This window comes from Pseudomonas sp. PB106 (assembly GCF_009764645.1).
In the GTDB taxonomy this organism is placed as follows: Bacteria; Pseudomonadota; Gammaproteobacteria; order Pseudomonadales; family Pseudomonadaceae; genus Aquipseudomonas.
In genome coordinates this window covers 20,317-38,339 of sequence record NZ_RWIM01000130.1, presented here as the reverse complement: position 1 = coordinate 38,339, position 18,023 = coordinate 20,317, and the positions used below count along the sequence as shown (strand labels likewise).

The window sequence follows — 18,023 nt, the reverse complement described above, 5'->3', positions numbered from 1 at the left end:
GCCGATTACCCTCACTCCCCCAAGGTCAGGTGTTGATTACAAGATCTGTGAACGACACAAATCCTTGTGGGAGCTGGCTTGCCAGCGATGAACGATCACGCGGTGCCACTGGACGCCCACCGCCCGTGCGGTCAGCATGTCCGGCTAAAAACAGGGATCAAAACCCATGCGCCGATTACCCTCACTGGCCGCCCTCAGAACCTTCGAATGCGCCGCCCGTCACGCGCATTTTGGCCGTGCTGCCGCCGAACTGTGCGTCACCGACAGTGCCGTCAGCCACCAGATCCGCCAGCTCGAAGAGCAACTCGGCGTCGCGCTGTTCATCCGCGAGGGCCGGCAAATCCGTCCGACCATCGCCGCCGGGCGCCTGATGCAAAGCCTGCAGCAGGCCTTCGAACTGATCGGCGATGCCTGCGACGAACTGCGTGATCCGTCCTCGCTGGCCGTGCTCAGGCTCGCCGTGACCGCCGAACTGGCGCAGAAATGGCTGATGAGCCGCCTCACCGATTTCTATGCGCGCTACCCGCACATCACGCTGCACCTCTACGAACAACCGATCGAGGCGACTGCGCCGGGTGAGGACATCGACCTCGCCATCACCTACGGCACCGGCCCGGTCGACAGCAGCGCCTATTTCGTCCGGCCGTTGCCGGCGCTGCAATTCTTCCCGGTGTGCAGCCCCGGCCTGTTCAACCAGGGCACGCTGAAAACCCCAAAGGATCTGGCCCGCCATTGCCTGTTGCACGACGATCAGGACGGCAAGACCTGGACCGCATGGCTGACCAGCCATGCCGGCGATCAACGCCCCGAGCGCCAGTTGTATTTCGCCCATGCCGGGCTCGCACTGGAAGCCGCCGCGCAAGGGCAGGGCGTGGCGATGGGCGACAATCTCACCGCACAGGAAGACTTGCAAAGTGGTCGTCTGGTGCGGCCATTCACCTCCAGCATGACCGCGCTCGGCCAATACGCGCTGGTCTGCGAACGCGTGCGCATGGAGCGCCCGGCGGTGGCGCAAATGCTCGCATGGTTCAACGATCAACTGGCCGATTGATGAGTTGAATTCAACTGTTCCGCAATAATCATCGTTGGCGGGCCTGCCGCCGCCGACCGTAGCCTGTGGTCATTCCCATCCCCAAGACGAGGTTTGACCATGGCACGTTCGCTCGACTCCACCCCAAAACAGGACGGCTTCCGTCTGCCCGGCGAATTCGAAACCAAGTCTGGCTGCTGGCTCGGCTGGCCGGAGCGCACCGACGTTTGGCGCAACGGCGCCAAGCCTGCGCAGAAAGTCTGGGTGCAGATCGTCACCGCCATTTCCTACAGTGAACCGGTCACCGTCTGCGCCTCGGCGGCACAATTCGCCACCGCCCGCCGCCAGTTGCCGCCGCAAGTGCGCGTGGTGGAAATGACCTGTAACGACACCTGGTTCCGTGACAGCGGCCCATGCTTTGTGGTCAACGACCAGAGCGGTGAAGTGCGCGGCGTCGACTTCGAATTCAATGCCTACGGCGGCCTCGACGGCGGCTTGTACTACCCGTGGGACAAGGACGATCAGATCGCCAGCAAGATCCTCGAAATCGAACGTTTCGACCGCTATCGCGCACCGTTGATTGCCGAACTCGGCGGCATTCAGAGCGACGGCCAGGGCAGCATCCTCACCACCGAACAATGCCTGCTCAATCGCAACCGCAATCAGCATCTGGGCAAGGACGAAGTCACCCGCCGCCTGACCGATTACCTCGGCGCCGATCAAGTGATCTGGCTGCCACGCGGCTGCAAGTTCGACGAAACCGACGGCCACGTCGACGATCTCGCGTGTTTCGTCCGTCCCGGCGAGGTGGTGCTGCAATGGACCGACAATCGCGACGATCCGCAGTGGGAAATCTATCAGGAGGCCTACGACATTTTGCGCAGCACCCGCGACAGCCGTGGTCGCGAGCTGATCGTGCACAAACTGCCGCAACCGGACGTGCTCGAATGGACCGCCGAAGAAGCCGAAGGCCTCGATCAGCAGGACAGCACCCACACCCGTCAGGCCGGCACGAAAATCTGCGCCTCGTACATCAACTATTACGCCGGCAACAGTTCGATCGTCGTGCCGCTGTTCGGTGATCGCAACGACAAGGTCGCCATGGCGACGCTGGCCGAACTGTTCCCGCAGCACAAAATCGTCGGTATCGAAAACTCCCGGGAAATCCTTCTCGGCGGCGGCAACGTCGCATGCATCACCATGCCGCAATACGCCGGCCTGAAAAAAGGAGCCTGAGCATGCGCCTGCACAAACTGACCCAAGCGTTGTTGCTGGTGCTTGCACCCTTGTGCGTGCAGGCCGCTGACAGCGCGAAACCGGTGGTGAATCTGTACATCTGGGGCGAATACCTGGCCCCGGATACCTTGAAGAATTTCGAGGCGAAAACCGGGATTCATGTGGTCGCCGACCACTTTGATTCACTGGAAACCGTCGAGACCAAACTGCTCACCGGCCGCAGCGGTTACGACCTGGTGCTGACCGCCGGCCAGCATTTGTCGCGAGCCATCGAAAGCGGCGCGGTCCAGCCGCTGGACAAAGCCCGGGTGCCGCACTTTGCCGGTGGCGGCGAAGAGTTCCGGCAGCACATGGCGGTGTTCGATCCGGGCAATCGCTACGCCGGCATCTACGCCTGGGGTACCACCGGAGTGGGCTATCAGGAAGAAGCGATCAAGCAGCGCCTGCCGGATGCGCCCAGCGACAGTTGGGCGATGCTGTTCGACCCGGCGGTGGTGTCGAAATTTGCCGATTGCGGCGTGAGCCTACTCAACGATCCCAACGAAGTATTTGCCGCCGTGATGAAGTACATGGGCCTGGACATCAACCGGCAGAACCTCGACGATCTGAAACTCGCCGAGCAGCAACTGGCGAAAATCCGCCCGTATATCCGCTACTTCGATAACGACCTGAATATCAGTGACCTCGCCAATGGCAATACCTGCGTGGCGATGTCGTGGAACGGCAACGTGGCGATTGCCGCTGGTCAGGCCGAAGCGGCCAACAAACCGTTTAAATTGAGCTACCGGATTCCCAAGGAAGGCACGTTGATCTGGTTCGACGCCATGGTCGTGCCCAAGGATGCACCGCATCCGCAGGCCGGTCTGGCATTGATGGATTACCTGATGACCCCCGAGGTGATCGCGCCGATCACCGACACCATTCACTACGCCAATGCGATCACAGCGGCGGATGGCTTGGTTGACGCGTCGATTCGCAATGATCCGGGGACGTATCCGTCGGCGCAGGTGCGAGCTTCGCTGTACAGCAAGAACGACAATGGCAAGGCATTCAACCGCGCGTTGATCCGGGCCTTCAGTCGGTTGAAGTCGGGGCTGTGAGGGTCTGGCGGGAAGTATTTTGAATTGGTTGCTCTGCGCGGGACGATCCGGCGGGTGGTATTTTTCCCGCCGCTGGGTCTCCCTTCGCAGGGACCGATTCACTTTCCATTCAAGGACGAATGATTCATGGGTAACAAAACACCAGGCAAAAGCTCCGGCACTGTCGATGTACGTACGCCAGCAAGGCAGCCGGGCGGCGCACCGCCGCTGCGGCCTGACAGTCCGCCGCGTGTGCATGTCGATCTTCCCGCGCTGCCTGCAACTGGTTTTGCAGGTGCGCCCAGGTTGCCGGACACCGCCCGTCCTCAAGTCGCCGCGCCAACCGTCGAAGTGGGCGATGTTGCCGCCGTGCCGGCTGCGCCCAGCGTGCCCAGACCGCGACCACTGAGGTATTACCGCATACCTGCCGGTATCCATTTGCCGGATGTCGACGCGCAGGGATTCAGGCTGTTTCAGGGGCGACAGTTCGCCCAGGTGCAGGACGGGTTCGTACAGGTAGGCCTGGATCCCGAGACCGGTTTGTTGCGAGCCAGACTGGCCAGTGAAACGACGCCATCCGGCCCGGTGCTGATACGCACTGCCGATAGCCACCTGTGGCGCCCGCTGGAAGAATCCGATAGCAACGTGTATCGGTCGGCAGCCGAAGAAGGCACCGACACGCGCCATCCCAAGGAGCGGGAAATGGAGTCGGATCACTCGGATGACGAGTATTTTCTCGCCTCTGAATCGATGCCGTTCATTCCTTATTCGCCCCATGAGCTGATGTTCATGCGGCAAGTATCGAGTCACCGGTTCCGCGACAATCAGTTGGGAACCTACAACCGCGCCAACAATGGCCGGTATCCGCTGCGCGACATGCAGGGCCGGCCGATCCGCATCCGCAAGATCGAGTCCACGGTCAAATCCTACTCCGGGAAGATTTACAAAGCCTCGGCAATCAAGCCCTACATCAAGTTCGAAGGCTATGACGAAGTCGGCAGGCTCTACGAAGACAAAATTGAAGTACGGCATTTCAGTGAAGTCGATGCCAAAGTGCCGCAGGAAAGGGCGATGATCGGGCAGCTGATGGTGGCGGCCAACCGCCGCTTGACCAAGGGCGAGCCACTGGGGGTCTACGGTGGAACGGTGATGCCGTTGCGGCTCATCCGGCGTGAAGAGCAGACGTTCACCATGTACGTGGGGGAGGCCATGCGCTTCGGTGGGGGGCAACTGATTGCCGATCCGTTGGTGATCGTGGGGGATAACGCGATGTCGCGGATCAACTCCAATTTCGAGTACGACGCCAAAGGCAAACCGGTCCATCAGGCACGGTCGGGGTACAACGTCGAGACAGTGGCGTTCAATGTCGAGGCGCAATTGCTGATCGGTGAGGCGCCGGTTACCCGGTCCTATGTATTGACCGCGCTGTTTGCCTCGGAGGACATTCCGGCAGGCACCGAACTGCGCATGGATTACGACTATTCCGATAAAGAAATGGGTTGGGTGTTTCCATGAAACCGGCCGATGGGACGCTCAACGCATCCGCCACAGATACCACGCTGCCACGGTTCGATAAGGCTGCCACGCCAGGCCGATGTCGATCATCTGTTTGCGCGTCGGCTGCACCTCCAGCTGTTTGAGGCGCCGATAGCCCTCGCGCACACCGAAGTCGTCGGCGGGCAGGATGTCCATGCGTTCGAGGCTGTAGATCAGCAGCATCTCTACCGTCCAGCGGCCGACCCCGCGCAGGCTGGTCAGGCGCTCGATCAGCGCTTCGTCGTCCATGGCCAGCGCGGTGGCGTAGTCCGGCACCACGCCGTCCAGCGTGGCTTGGGCAATGCCCTGGAGGGTCGCGATCTTGCCGGCGGAAAAGCCGCAGCTGCGCATTCGCTCGAAATCGCTGGCGAGGATCTGTTCGGGGCGGGGGAACGACTGTCCGGGAAACAACCCGACCAGCCGCCCGACAATCGCATCGCCTGCCTTGGCGTGCAGTTGTTGATAGGCAATCGCCCGCACCAGCGACTCGTAAGGATCGCGGGCCGGGTGGGGCTGGTGCAGGCACGGGCCGACCGCGCTGATGTGGCGCTGCCAGTCGTCATCGAGTGCGGCCAGGTAGTCGCTGGCCGCTTGATAGCGTGCGGACATGCTATTTCAACAAACCGTTGACGTCGCCATAGCTGAACGCCTTGAGGTCGTGGGTATCGAGTTTGCCGGTAGCGAGAAAACTCTTCACCAGCCCACCCATCGCGCCATACAGGAACTCGGCGATAGCGGAACCGGCGCTCAGGCGACGCACGCCCAGCGCCTGCAATTCAGCGGGTGACGGCAGGCAGTCGAAGCCGAGGACATTGACCGGCAGCGAAGTGCCTTTGCAGATGGCTTCGATTTCGTAAGCGGAGGTCACGCCCGCCGCGAACAAACCATCCGTGCCAGCGGCTTGATACAGCGCAGCGCGGTGCAGGGTTTCGGCGACGCGATCTTCGGCGGGCACCAGCCCGCGCAGATAAACGTCGGTGCGGGCGTTGATGAACAGTTTCACCTCGCGTTTGCTGGCGATGTTTCGAGCCACTTCGATCTTGCGTGCCAGCAACTCGGGATCCGCCGAACCGTCCTCGATGTTGATCCCTACAGCACCGGCGGCAATTACTGCATCCAGCACTTCGGCGACGCGGCCAAGGTCATCGGAATAGCCGGCCTCAATGTCCACGGTCAACGGCACGCTGATCACCCGGGCGATGGATTCCACGGTGGAAATCAACCGTTCGAGGGGCAGGGTGTTGCCGTCGGGGTAACCGTGGGCCCATGCCACTGCCGCGCTGCTCGTGGCGACGGCGGCACCGCCGAGGTGTTCGACCAGCCGCGCGCCCGTGGCGTCGGCAACGTTGGTCAAAATCAACAAGCCTTGTTGATGCAACTGGTGAAACCGAGAATCGAGCGTGCTCATCAAAATTCCTTCTTGTGGATTGATCGCCTGAATCAGAAAGCCAGTGACTGCGTGAGCTGCACGGCGGCCTTTTCCAATCGCAGCAGAAACGCTTTGCGCGGCTGTCCACCACCATAGCCGGTCAGCGAGCCATCGGCGCCGATCACCCGATGACACGGCACCACAATCGCCAGACGGTTGTGCCCGTTGGCCAGTCCTACCGCGCGACTGGCGCCCGGTTTCCCCAGAGCTGCCGCGAGCGCGCCGTAGGTGCTGGTGTGGCCGTAGGGAATTTGTAGCAGCGCCGACCAGACCTGCCGGGCGAACTCGCTGCCGGGCAGGTGCAACGGCACAGTAAATTCGCTGAGTGTGCCGGCGAAGTACGCCGTCAGTTGCTGTTCGATCTGTTGCAGATGCGCGTTGTGTCCCGGCGCGACCACATAGCCGTGGCGGTTTTGCAGTTCTTCGACCTCGCGGGTCAACGCCGGTCGGTCGAGAAACTCCAGCAGCACCAGGCCCCGGCATTCAGCCATGGCAATCATCGGCCCCAGCGGGGTGGTCAAACGGGTGAACAGCAGCGGTTCACTCTGCGCAGCACGGCCCGGAGTGATGTGGAATGACTTCTGAAAGGCATCGCGAAAACCACTGAGGGATTCATAGCCGGAATCGAACGCGGCGTGATCGATCGACGTGCCTTGCTTGATCCCGCCCAGCGCCATGCCGAGGCGCCGGGTGCGCAGCCAGGCATGGAAGGTCATGCCGAAATGCTGTTTGAACCAGCGGCGCAGTTTCAGTGGTTCGATGCCTTCAGCGAGCAACTGCGCATCGCTCCAGCGCACGTCGGGATCGGCGTCCACGGCGTTGAGCAGGCGCTGCACCCAGTCCGGGGCGATGGCCGCAGCGTCCAGCGGTTTGCAGCGCAGGCAGGCGCGATAACCGGCGGACAGGCACTCATCGGCATGGGCGAAGAATTCGACGTTTTCCGGTTTCGGCTTGCGCGCCGTGCAACTGGGGCGGCAGAAGATCCCGGTGGTTTTCACCGCCGTGAAGAACACGCCTTCGTAGGCGGTGTCGCGTTCGAGCATGGCGCGCACCATCTCGGCGTGTGGGGGCAGGACAACGGTTTGTATGTTCATGGCGTGAGGTTAAAACCAGATTTTCGATGGCTCCACCGAAAAATCGACAGTGAATTTTTGCCGATTTGCAGCACAATCAACAGGTCGCTGAATTCTGGGAGGCAAGCCCATGCAACCGTTCACCGTTCAACACATCGATCACATAGTCCTGCGCGTCAAAGACCTGCAACGCAGCATCGAATTCTACGGCCAGGTGTTCGGCGCCGAGGTGGTCAAGCACAACGAACCGCTGGGTCTGGTGCACCTGCGCGCCGGTACCTCGATGATCGATCTGGTCGACCTGCAAGGCGAACTCGGGCGCAAGGGCGGCGGCGCAGCCGGGGTCGAGCGGCGCAACGTCGATCACTTTTGCCTGCGCATCGAACCGTTCGACGAAGACGCGCTGATCCAGCACCTGCAAAGCTTCGGCCTGAACGTCGACAAAGCCGCGACCCGTTTCGGCGCCGAGGGCAACGGCCTGTCGCTGTACTGCTTCGACCCGGACGGCAATCAGGTCGAACTCAAAGGCCCGAGCGCTGCGTAGTGCTTACGCCCGCTTGGCCAACAACAGCACCGACGCCGCTGCCGATAACAGCCCCGCGCAGCAGCGGTTGAAGATCCGTTTGCCGCGCGGCTCGGCGAACCAGCGGCGCATGTGCAGGCCCATCCAGGCGTAGGCGCTGATGGCGATCCATTCCAGCAGCAGGAACAGCGTGCCGAGCACGGCGAACTGGGCCGGCACCGGGCGTGCCGGATCGACGAATTGCGGTAGAAACGCGGTGAACAACAGAATGGCTTTCGGGTTGCCCGCCGCGACCAGAAACTCCTGCCGCGCCAAGGCAAACAAACCGACCGCTGCGCCGTTCACCTGTTGCTCGGCGGCCGTATCGGCGCGCCACAACTGCCACGCCAGGTACAGCAAATACGCCGCGCCGATGATCTTGATCGCATGGAACAGCCATTCCGAGGTCTGCAACACCACCGACAAACCGGCGCCGGCCAGCGCAATCATCCCGGCAAACGCCAGAATCCGCCCGATGCCGGCGGCACAGGCGCGTTGAAAGCCATAGCGGGTGGCGTTGCTCACCGACAGCAGGTTATTCGGGCCGGGGGCCATGTTCAGGGCGAAGCAGGCCGGGAGAAATATCGACAGGGCAGCGAGATCCATGGTGCGGGCTCCAAAAGCACAGAGCGTATTTTTACCACGACAACCCGGCGGTTTGACCCGTACAGTCAGGGGCCGCTGTCGCGGTACAGCGGCGGTCAATTCGCGTAGAACTTTTTTGATATCACGCCACTCAGAAGCTGTCAGTGGGCAGAAAAAGCTAACTGCCCGGTCAGTAGCGATGCTTGCCGTGATAAATTTGTCCCGGTACTACCGACCCCGACTGGCCCCAGGCGGCCCCACCAAGAGCGATTTACATGCAAGCAAAGGCCCGTGAAGTTTATGTGCCACCGGTGCTGCAAGATCTGCGAGCCGGCACTGCCGAACTGCACATCGCACTGGAAAAACGCCTTCCATTTTTTTCCGATACCCTTGACGCGTGTGCCTTTGAGCGCCTGATGCAGGCCTATTACGGTTTCTATCGGCCGCTGGAACAGGCGCTGCTCGACAGCCCGCTTCCCGCCGATTTTGATCTGACGCCGCGCCTGAAAACCGCCACGTTGTGCCTCGACCTGCAAGCCCTTGGCACGTCGGGCGCAGCACTGCAATGTCTGCCCATCTGTACGCAATTGCCCGAAATCGACAGCGCCGCCGCCAGCCTCGGTGTGCTCTATGTCCTCGAGGGCGCGACCCTCGGCGGGCAGATCCTGCGCCGCGAAATCGCTTCTCGCCTGGCGCTGGACGCCGACAACGGCGCCGCGTTTCTCGACGTCTACGGTGCCGCCACCGGCCGCCGCTGGCGCGATTTCATCGAATACCTGGGCAGCCGCCCGCTGGACGCCGCCGAACGTGCGGCCGTCGTCACCGCAGCTCAAACCACATTCAGTTGTTTCGAGCGCTGGCTCGAAAGCCGGGAGGTACTGGCATGACTCCGCAAGACAAACAAGCCTTTGAAGAACTGCTGGCCAACTGTGCCGACGAGCCGATCCGCTTCCCCGGCGCGATCCAGCCCCACGGTTTGCTATTGACCCTGAGCGAACCGGCGCTGGAGATCATTCAGGTCAGCGCCAACGTCGACACCTTACTTGGCCGTGCCCCGGACAGCTTGATTGGCCAGCCCTTGCAGGCGCTGATCGGCGCGGAACATACGGCGCAGGTCCATCAAGCGCTGCAACTGCCGACGCTGTCCGACACGGCGCCGCTGCTGTTTCGCGTCAACGGCACCGCGTTCGAAGGCTTGCTGCACCGTCATCAGGGCGTGCTGATTCTCGAGCTGGAAATCCACGTCGAAAACTTCCAGCCGCGCAACGTTGCCGGCAATCAGACCCATCTGGGGCGCATGCTCCAGCGCCTGCAAGCGGCCACTACGCTGCAGTCGCTGTACGACATCAGCGTCAAGGAAATCCAGGCGATGACCGGTTACGACCGGGTGCTGATCTACCGTTTCGAAGACGAGGGTCACGGCCAAGTCATCGCCGAGGCCTCCGACCCGTCGATGGAAGTGTTCAACGGCCTGTTCTTCCCGGCCTCGGACATTCCCGAACAGGCCCGCGAGCTGTACCGCACCAATTGGCTGCGGATCATCCCCAATGCCGATTACCAACCGGTGCCGCTGGTGCCGAAGTTGCGCCCGGATACGCAAACGCCGCTGGACCTGAGTTTCGCCACTCTGCGCAGCGTATCGCCGATCCACTGCCAGTACATGAAGAACATGGGCGTGCTGTCATCAATGAGCATCTCGTTGCTCAAGGGCGACAAACTCTGGGGCCTGATCAGTTGCGGCAATCGTCAGCCGCTGCACGTGCCGCATGAGTTGCGCATGGCCTGCCAGACCATCGGCCAGGTGTTGTCGTTGCAGATCAGCGCGATGGAAGCGCTGGAACTGAGCCGCCAGCGTGAGGAAAAAGTCGACGCGCTGGCGCTGCTCAATCAGGCGATGATCGATTCGCCGCAAAACGTCTTCGACGGCCTCGCCGGACAACCCGAAGTGCTGATGGCGCTGACCCGTGCCGGTGGCATCGCGATCATCGAAGACAAACAGTTGCACCGCTTTGGCAACTGTCCCGAACCGGAACAGATTCGTGCGCTGCACAAATGGTTGCAGGACAGCGGCGAGGCGGTGTTCGCCAGTCATCATCTGGCCAGTGTCTATCCGCCGGCCGCTGATTTTCAGCAAGTCGCCAGCGGCGTGCTCGCCATGAGCCTGCCCAAACCGGTGGAGAACGGCGTGCTGTGGTTCCGCCCCGAGGTCAAAGAGAACATCAACTGGAGCGGCGACCCGCGCAAACCGCTGGACCTGGAAAACTCCGACGCCGGCCTGCGGTTGCGTCCGCGCACGTCGTTCGAAATCTGGAAAGTCGAAATGGCCGGGATCTCCACCAAGTGGAGTCACGGCGACCTGTTCGCGGCCAACGATCTGCGCCGCTCGGCGCTGGAAAATGATCTGGCGCGCCAGGTGCGGCGTGAGCAGGAAGCGGTGCGCGCTCGTGACGAGTTGGTGGCGGTGGTTTCCCACGACTTGCGCAACCCGATGACAGTCATTTCGATGCTGTGCGGCATGATGCAGAAGGCCTTCAGCTCGGATGGCCCGCACACCTCGCGGCGGATCTCCACGGCCATCGACACCATGCAGCAAGCGGCAGGGCGCATGAACACGCTGCTGGAAGACTTGCTCGACACTTCGAAAATCGATGCCGGACGCTACACCATCACTCCGCAGAAACTCGATGTCAGCCAGATGTTTGAGGAAGCGCAAGCACTGCTCGCACCGCTGGCGCTGGACAAGGACATCAGCATTTCCTTCGAGGCCGACCCCGACCTGCGCATCCATGCCGATCCTGAACGGCTGTTTCAGGTGCTGTCGAATCTGGTCGGTAATGCGATCAAGTTCACCCCGCGCCTGGGCACCGTTGGGGTGCACGCTAAGTCGGTCGGCGATGACATCGTCTTCACCGTGCGCGACAGCGGTGAAGGCATTCCCAAGGAAAACCTGCCCCATGTGTTCGACCGTTACTGGACGGTGAAGGAAGGCAATCCGACCGGCTCTGGGTTGGGTTTGTACATTACTCAAGGCATCGTCGAAGCCCACGGCGGGCGGATCGTCGCCGAAAGCGAACCGGGGCAGGGCAGCGAGTTCCGCTTCACTGTGCCACGGCTCGACTGATGATTCAGCCAACACCGAAAACCTGTGGGAGCTGGCTTGCCAGCGATGAGGCCGGCCCCAGCAACATCGATGTTGGCTGAGCCGCCGCCATCGCTGGCAAGCCAGCTCCCACAAGAGTTCGTGGCGCTGGCGGAAAGTGTGAGCAGCAGATTTCTTTAAGGGGCATTTTCTTCAATACCGTTGAATCGGCACTGGTTACCGTGTGCGCCTTGTTCCTCGATTTGAAGCGGGTGTGTGATGAGTCTGATTGTTTCGATGGCGGCGTTTGCCTTGGCGGCTTCGATTACCCCGGGGCCGGTGAATATCGTGGCGTTGAGTGCGGGTGCGCAGTACGGTTTTCGCGCGAGTCAGCGGCATGTCGCCGGGGCCACGCTGGGGTTTGTGCTGTTGCTGGTGTTGATGGGGCTGGGGTTGCATGAAGTCCTGACGCGCTGGCCATTCATGGCCCGCGTGGTGCAACTGGCCGGGGTGGCGTTTCTGCTGTTCATGGCCTGGAAGCTCGCGACGGATGACGGGCAGTTGAATGCCGGGGAGTCGGGGCGGGCGCCGTCGATGTGGTACGGCGCGCTGATGCAATGGCTCAACCCCAAAGCCTGGCTGGCCTGTGTGGCCGGGATGGGCGCCTTCGTCGCCGACGGCGAGGCGCTGTTGGTCTGGCAGTTCGCGGCGGTGTATCTGGTGATTTGTTATTTGTCGGTGGGCTGCTGGGTCTATGCCGGGACGTTTTTGCGCGGTTATCTGAGCAACGCCAAGGGCATGCGTGCGTTCAATCGGCTGATGGCGGGGTTGTTGGCGGCGAGTGCTGGGTATTTGGTGCTGGCCTGAATGGCGAAAGATCCGTACCCCGTGGCAGGGTACGGATCCTCTCGAGCAATGAGCGTCAAGCCATGCCGCTCAACAAGTTGAAGACATGCTTGGGTACAGGCTCGAAACGTCCCTTGCGCAGTTGGCTGATCGCGAACAGCGCGCTGGCCGTACGACCGTTACCGTCACCGAATCCCTGAAATCCGACGATGGTTGCCAGCAGGTGTTTGTCGAAGTTCGGATGGGCGACGTCGAGCTTTTTCAAGTGTTGCTCCATCAGAGCGAAACCGGTGATGCTGCTCCCGTATTTGGTGGGTGCCCCCGCCTCGCGAACAACACCCGCGAGATCGGGAACCAGGCGGCTATTCACCTGCTTGATGACAGCCGGGTCAAGGAGTGATGTCTTGTTGCCCGCGTATTCGCGAAGCAGGCCGACAATCTTGTCGAAGTCGTTGCCGCTGGAGGTCGATCCATTCAGCATCCAGGCGCCGGCGCGCTGCGCGTTATCAGCGAAGCCTTTCGGGTTGAATACTGCTTCCGGTAGCAGATCGGTGTAAGGCGCCTTTCCGAGGTCCTGTTTCAGGACGTTCTGCTGATAGCCTTTCAAGTAGGCGACTTTTGTCGTTTCTATCTTGGCGACCACATCGAGCGTCTCGGAGTAATCCTGCGCCGTGGTGGTAAAACGTCCGTCGCGCAGGCGTGCGGGTTTGGACTTGATGTAAGTAGTGAGCAATTCATCCAGTGCACCGCGACCGATCAACTGTTCCAGTTCCTTAACATGCTGCAGTTCAAAGGCGCTTTGTTTGACTGCGCCGTTGTACAGGTGGCCGATTTCCAACTCGCTGACGCCCTTGGGCAAGACAAACTTTTTTTCGCTCAGGCGCGACACAATCTGCTGCACCGTGGTGAGGCTGTCATCCTTGAACACCGCCCTGGCATGGGCCAATGTATCCAGCGACATACGAATCTTCGAAGCCTCGCCGGTATGGTTGATGGCTTTGATCAAATCGTAACTATTGGAGCCAGTGATGACGCGTAGTTGCTGTCTGGCCGCACGGGTCGCCGAAGCCGCAATACCGCCGAGTTTACCGCTGCCTCGCCAGACCAGTTTGCCAGCGCCCTTGAGTAAGTTGCCTGCGCCACTGAGTGGATTGAACAAACTGAGCACGGTCGAAGCCACGACCCTTGAACCGGTTAACAGACGCGTAAATACATGGACGGATTTACTGACACTGGCGGCAATCTTCCCGGGCAAGAACACAGCGGTCAGTGCGATGACAGCGACATCCACGAGACAGCCACCCACAGCGCTCTGGCGTCTGGCTTGATCGCCCGAGGTCAACGCCTGGATGCATCCCTTGAATGGAATGACCAGATTAAGAATGGGTGTCCAGAATCGCGTCGTACTTGGCCCAGTGTGCTTCGCGTTCGGAGCGGTTAAGTCCGATTTCTTTCACTTCTGCACGGGTGAGGTAAGGACATTCAGTGGCGAGCAATCGGCTGATGGCTTCTTTGCGCGGTGATCGGAAGTAGCGGTTGGGATAGCCGGCAATCTTCTCGTGCCCCTGAGGTTCGAACTCGGCCATTTTTTCCACATGAATATCGTCGTACTTATCTTGTTCGCGCGCATTGTTTTGCAAGAATGCCATCACGTCGAGCGGCGCACCCTCCCAGGCGCCGTCAGCGGCGAACGCCAGGGACGTTCCTGATACCAACGATGCAAAGTGCGACTCCAGTTGCGGGTTGCGCGTGCATTCAATGCGCAGTGGAAACAGTTCATAACAGCGAACCTTCAAGCCAGTGGCTGCACACAGAATAAAACCGAAGCGACCACCTTCGCCGCTTGCCGGGACGGGAATTTTTATGAGTTTGCTGCCGTCAACCGAATAAAGCATCCGCGCTTTCTTTACGCGATAGATACCCAGCTTGCCGTGCTCCAAAAGCACAGCGTCCTCGCGGTGCATTTGCGAAAGCGCCTGGACGATATTGTTCTCCAGCGCTTGGGTTATCCCATCGTGGTACTGAGTGACGGCTTGTTCATAAACATCCGATATGTTCGGCAGAGTCAACAGTTGTGGGAACTCGTCGTATATGTTTTTTGCGCCACGCGCATACCACTCCCCGCTGTAAAGGGTCCGGTCCATATAATTGTCGAGGAGCGAGCGGCCGCTTGAGTCGAAGTATGAAAAAAGCTTCGTATAGGGGTCTAAATCAGGTACCTGTTTGACCAGTTCGGCAAGCGCCATTGCCTTGCGATCAGGCGCCGATTTAGCCAGTTTCGTAACAGCGTCGAGTGCTAATTGGGTATAACTTTCATGTTGCTGGATTGCTTGCATGACTGCCGCTTCGCTGAGGCTGCCGTCAGCCTCATGCTCAATCAGGCTGTTCATCAAGGCCCATGTGACGACAGCGTCGCAGCCATTGGTATAGTGCATCGCTGCCAGTTGCTCGGACGCTCGCGTGGATTGACTGAACCCCATCAGGTGCTGATAGGACATTTGGCGTGTGACGCCGGGGATCAGTGCTTCGGCGAAGTGCACGGCCTGGGTGGCGACCACCCACGCCGGCGTACCCAGAAGCAAGTCCTCTGGCCAGTCGGCGAACAGGTATTCCGGCGCCATCCCGGCCAGCACCAGTTCGGCGACCAGCGGAGCGAGGACGCGGTTTACTCCTGAGCGGTCGATCAGATACAGCTCCAGGCGTTCACGCAGATAAGCGGGGCGTTTGCGTAAAAAGTGCGATGAATACAGATCAAATCCGGCAAACGAGGTATTGGCGCTGTCGCAATCCTTATCGAGATCAAGCAGCATCGCCGCTACCATTAATTGCTCAATGATTTCTGGCGAGGCGGGGCTCGATTCATCAATCAATCCGTCCAGGTCATCGAGAAAGGTCTGCGCATAACCAACGCCTTGCTCAATCAGGCGCTGCACGCGGTAGCCCTGGCTTTGGGGTAAGCCATCCGGGGAGCCGCTCTCAATGATCAAGCCAACCCCCAATTCGTTAACCAACAGGCCGTCGCCTAGCAGAGCTGTGGTTGTCTGCCGAATCGTGCTGCGAATCGCGTCGGTCAACTCGAAAGGTGACCCTTCGGGTGTTGTAAGTAACTGCCAGTAGTTGCCGTACTTGGGAGGCTCCGGCAGTTCCCCATAATTAAGCAAGTCGATCAGCGTGTGCGCATCATCGTCGTTATCGGCTTGCGGCAGATCATTGAAACGCAGCCACTGGCCGACGGTAATGTTATCGCCCGTGATGATCCAACCGCCAGAGAGTCTGGCCATACTTGCCAACGAGTCCAGTTGCTCTTGGTAATCCGTAACATTTACCAGGTCAGCAGAGATGTCTCGGGGCGAAAAGAATACCGTGGTGAATGTTTTTAGCGGAGTTTCTTCCGCGAGATCAGCATCGATATCAATAGTAAGAGGTTCGGCGGGCTCTTGTGTTTCGGTCACGAAGTTTTCATAGGAATAGAACAGCCGGCCATTTTCATCGAGCAGAAAAACCGCCGTTTCGGGAATGCCGCGTGACTGACGAATTTTAATCACCGCCTCTTCCCGCATCAATTGGCCCAGCAGGATCTTTGCAGAACGCTGAAGTTGCCCGAGGCTGGAAGCATTGACACACTTTACTGCGACTTTGTCCCAGTCGAGTCCAAGGTCTTTCCTGAGGCTGCCATTGAGAAGGCCGGTGATGGCTTCTTTGATGTATTGTTTTTGCAAGTGGTCAGCGGAACGGTATTGGTCGGAGGGTGTATTCATATTGAAGGCTTCATTCCTTGAAAGTGGATGGCAGTTATTCAGCACGACATCGCTTGTCTGGCGGCGCGTGCGGCACAACTTAATCGGACTCAGGAAGAAGTGTGAAATGTATGTGTTTCTGTTTGTTGGTGTTGTTGTTTATATGCCGGGGCGGCCGTGTGTTTATTTGGCGGAGTGAGTGTCGAGACTTTGTGTCCGATGATGTTTGAAGTTGATTTAAACAGTCAGTCAACCGCGATACTGCCCAGGTGTTGCCGCGAAATGTTGTTTGAACGCTCGTTGAAAGTGCGCCTGATCGGCAAAACCTGCTTCAAGTGCAACCTCGGCAATCAGCTGTCCATTGCGTAAACATTCTCGAGCGAACTGAATACGTTGATTGATAAAAAATGCATGCGGCGTCATGCCGTAATGTTGTTTGAACGCGCGAATCAGGTAAGACGGCGATAGTTGTGCAGCGGCGCAAATGTCGTCCAGGCTCAATATTTCGGTGCAGTGTTGGCGAATGTAAGCAGCGGCGCGCTCGAGTTTGAAGTTTGGCTCGCGCAGCGATTTCCGCGCAGGGTGCAGACGCAATTGCAGGTCGCTGAAAAACTCTACCGCCGCGCTTTGTTTACGCAGTACATCCTGATGTTCGTCGACCAATATTTCATACAGCCCCAGAAGGTCGCCATACAACTTAGCCTCGTCCACATGCGTGGCCGAAAACCGCCGAAACTCCAGCTCCTCGCCGAAGCCCAGTTGATGCTGCAAATCCGTCAGCCATGGCGTCTCGACGTACAACATCACATACGACCACGGTTGATCATTGATCGGGTTGCACGCATGCACATCACCCGGATTCATCAACACCACGGTGCCTGCCGCGACTTCGAATTGCGCCTGTTCGTGCACATAGGTGCTGCGCCCGGCGGTGATCGCGCCGATGGAAAAATGCGCATGGGAATGCCGGGCATAACAGACCTCGCGGCCGTCGTCGATGGCGCGCGCTTCGATAAAGGGCAGGGCGTCGTTGCGCCAGAAACGCGGGGCTTTTTCAGGGTTCTTGGCGGCGGCGTGTTTCATCGTTTTTATTCCCGGCAGACCAGCGTGCCAGTGTATTAGCTCTGGCCGGCAAAGGCCCGCTCGAGTTCGGCGATATCGAGCTTTTTCATCTTGAACATCGCCTGCATCGCCCGTTGCGATTTGCTGGTGTCCGGGTCTTGCATCATGTGCATGAACGCCACCGGCACGATCTGCCAAGACACGCCGAACTTGTCCTTGAGCCAACCGCACTGTTGCGCCTCCAGCGGGCCTCCCTCCGACAAGTTGCCCCAGAAATGGTCGACCTCTTCCTGATTCTGGCAATTGACCTGAAACGAAATCGCCTCGCTGAACTTGAACATCGGCCCGCCGTTGAGCCCGGTGAACGTCTGACCGTCGAGTTCGAAACTGACGGTCATCACCGCACCCTCCGGCTTGCCGTGAAATTCCTGGCCGACCTCGCTGTAGTGGGTCACGCCGGTGATTTTCCCGTGATCGAAGATCGAGCAATAGAACTTCGCGGCGGCTTCGGCCTGATCATCGAACCACAGGCACGGTGTGAGTTTCTGAAAGCGTTGCATGGCAGTCATCCTCGGCAGGTTAGACACGCTGGATTAACAGCGTAGACAGTCCTTGGTCGAATGGCGGTGCCGTAGATCGACAAATCATTTTTCGGAATAAATAGTCATAGTGACAACCTGGAGCGTCATAAGGACTCTTCTAGCGCTTGGTCAAATTGACTGCGATACGCTCAAGTGTCTGGTTTTGCTCGGGCGATTAATTGGCACGA

16 protein-coding genes are annotated in these 18,023 nt (G+C 59.6%); 8 read left to right on the top strand and 8 right to left on the bottom strand.

Annotation, left to right across the window (positions count from 1 at the left end):
* Positions 1-166: 166 nt before the first annotated feature.
* From EJA71_RS18200 to EJA71_RS18185, 4 genes are all read left to right on the top strand, one after another.
* Positions 167-1,051, top strand: coding sequence for a LysR substrate-binding domain-containing protein (locus tag EJA71_RS18200; protein WP_158959030.1), 885 nt, complete (start codon positions 167-169; stop codon positions 1,049-1,051).
* A 99-nt stretch (positions 1,052-1,150) separates the two neighbouring features.
* Positions 1,151-2,266 (top strand): agmatine deiminase, encoded by a 1,116-nt coding sequence (aguA, locus tag EJA71_RS18195; RefSeq protein WP_158959028.1) that lies wholly within the window; start codon positions 1,151-1,153, stop codon positions 2,264-2,266.
* A 2-nt stretch (positions 2,267-2,268) separates the two neighbouring features.
* A complete protein-coding gene (locus EJA71_RS18190; protein WP_158959026.1) occupies positions 2,269-3,366 on the top strand; it encodes an extracellular solute-binding protein in 1,098 nt (365 codons plus the stop codon).
* Between the two features lie 126 nt (positions 3,367-3,492).
* Positions 3,493-4,860, top strand: coding sequence for a hypothetical protein (locus tag EJA71_RS18185; RefSeq protein ID WP_158959024.1), 1,368 nt, complete (start codon positions 3,493-3,495; stop codon positions 4,858-4,860).
* An 18-nt stretch (positions 4,861-4,878) separates the two neighbouring features.
* On the opposite strand, the gene EJA71_RS18180 is transcribed toward EJA71_RS18185, so the two are convergent.
* From EJA71_RS18180 to EJA71_RS18170, 3 genes are read right to left on the bottom strand one after another with little or no spacing between them, the layout of a single operon-like run.
* A complete protein-coding gene (locus EJA71_RS18180; protein WP_158959022.1) occupies positions 4,879-5,490 on the bottom strand; it encodes a DNA-3-methyladenine glycosylase in 612 nt (203 codons plus the stop codon).
* Position 5,491: 1 nt separating this feature from the next.
* Positions 5,492-6,289: an isocitrate lyase/phosphoenolpyruvate mutase family protein gene (locus tag EJA71_RS18175; protein WP_158959020.1), complete on the bottom strand. Its 798-nt coding sequence runs from the start codon at positions 6,287-6,289 to the stop codon at positions 5,492-5,494.
* 32 nt (positions 6,290-6,321) lie between these two features.
* Positions 6,322-7,404, bottom strand: a complete 1,083-nt coding sequence (locus EJA71_RS18170) for a bifunctional transcriptional activator/DNA repair enzyme AdaA (protein WP_158959018.1) — start codon at positions 7,402-7,404, stop codon at positions 6,322-6,324.
* 109 nt (positions 7,405-7,513) lie between these two features.
* Here EJA71_RS18170 and EJA71_RS18165 point away from each other — a divergent pair, with 109 nt between their 5' ends.
* Complete coding sequence (locus EJA71_RS18165) at positions 7,514-7,927, top strand: VOC family protein (RefSeq protein WP_158959016.1); 414 nt, start codon at positions 7,514-7,516, stop codon at positions 7,925-7,927.
* Positions 7,928-7,930: 3 nt separating this feature from the next.
* On the opposite strand, the gene EJA71_RS18160 is transcribed toward EJA71_RS18165, so the two are convergent.
* Positions 7,931-8,551: a LysE family translocator gene (locus tag EJA71_RS18160; RefSeq protein WP_158959014.1), complete on the bottom strand. Its 621-nt coding sequence runs from the start codon at positions 8,549-8,551 to the stop codon at positions 7,931-7,933.
* Between the two features lie 254 nt (positions 8,552-8,805).
* Here EJA71_RS18160 and EJA71_RS18155 point away from each other — a divergent pair, with 254 nt between their 5' ends.
* The 3 genes from EJA71_RS18155 to EJA71_RS18145 all read left to right on the top strand — a co-directional run bounded on the left by EJA71_RS18155 (position 8,806) and on the right by EJA71_RS18145 (position 12,476).
* Positions 8,806-9,417 (top strand): biliverdin-producing heme oxygenase, encoded by a 612-nt coding sequence (locus EJA71_RS18155; protein ID WP_158959012.1) that lies wholly within the window; start codon positions 8,806-8,808, stop codon positions 9,415-9,417.
* Positions 9,414-11,651, top strand: a complete 2,238-nt coding sequence (locus EJA71_RS18150; RefSeq protein ID WP_158959010.1) for an ATP-binding protein — start codon at positions 9,414-9,416, stop codon at positions 11,649-11,651. The genes EJA71_RS18155 and EJA71_RS18150 overlap by 4 nt, the downstream gene beginning before the upstream one ends.
* Before the next feature lie 237 nt (positions 11,652-11,888).
* Positions 11,889-12,476, top strand: coding sequence for a LysE family translocator (locus EJA71_RS18145; protein ID WP_158959008.1), 588 nt, complete (start codon positions 11,889-11,891; stop codon positions 12,474-12,476).
* 55 nt (positions 12,477-12,531) lie between these two features.
* Here the strand turns inward: EJA71_RS18145 and EJA71_RS18140 are convergent, their stop codons facing one another.
* From EJA71_RS18140 to EJA71_RS18125, 4 genes are all read right to left on the bottom strand, one after another.
* Positions 12,532-13,746 carry a hypothetical protein gene (locus tag EJA71_RS18140; RefSeq protein ID WP_158959006.1) on the bottom strand — a complete coding sequence of 405 codons (1,215 nt, stop codon included), beginning with the start codon at positions 13,744-13,746 and terminating at the stop codon, positions 12,532-12,534.
* 85 nt (positions 13,747-13,831) lie between these two features.
* Complete coding sequence (locus EJA71_RS18135) at positions 13,832-16,213, bottom strand: hypothetical protein (RefSeq protein WP_158959004.1); 2,382 nt, start codon at positions 16,211-16,213, stop codon at positions 13,832-13,834.
* Positions 16,214-16,441: 228 nt separating this feature from the next.
* The gene (locus EJA71_RS18130; RefSeq protein ID WP_158959002.1) at positions 16,442-17,275 is read right to left on the bottom strand and encodes an AraC family transcriptional regulator; all 834 of its coding nucleotides are present in this window, start codon (positions 17,273-17,275) and stop codon (positions 16,442-16,444) included.
* Between the two features lie 35 nt (positions 17,276-17,310).
* Complete coding sequence (locus tag EJA71_RS18125) at positions 17,311-17,814, bottom strand: VOC family protein (protein ID WP_158959000.1); 504 nt, start codon at positions 17,812-17,814, stop codon at positions 17,311-17,313.
* Positions 17,815-18,023: the final 209 nt, after the last annotated feature.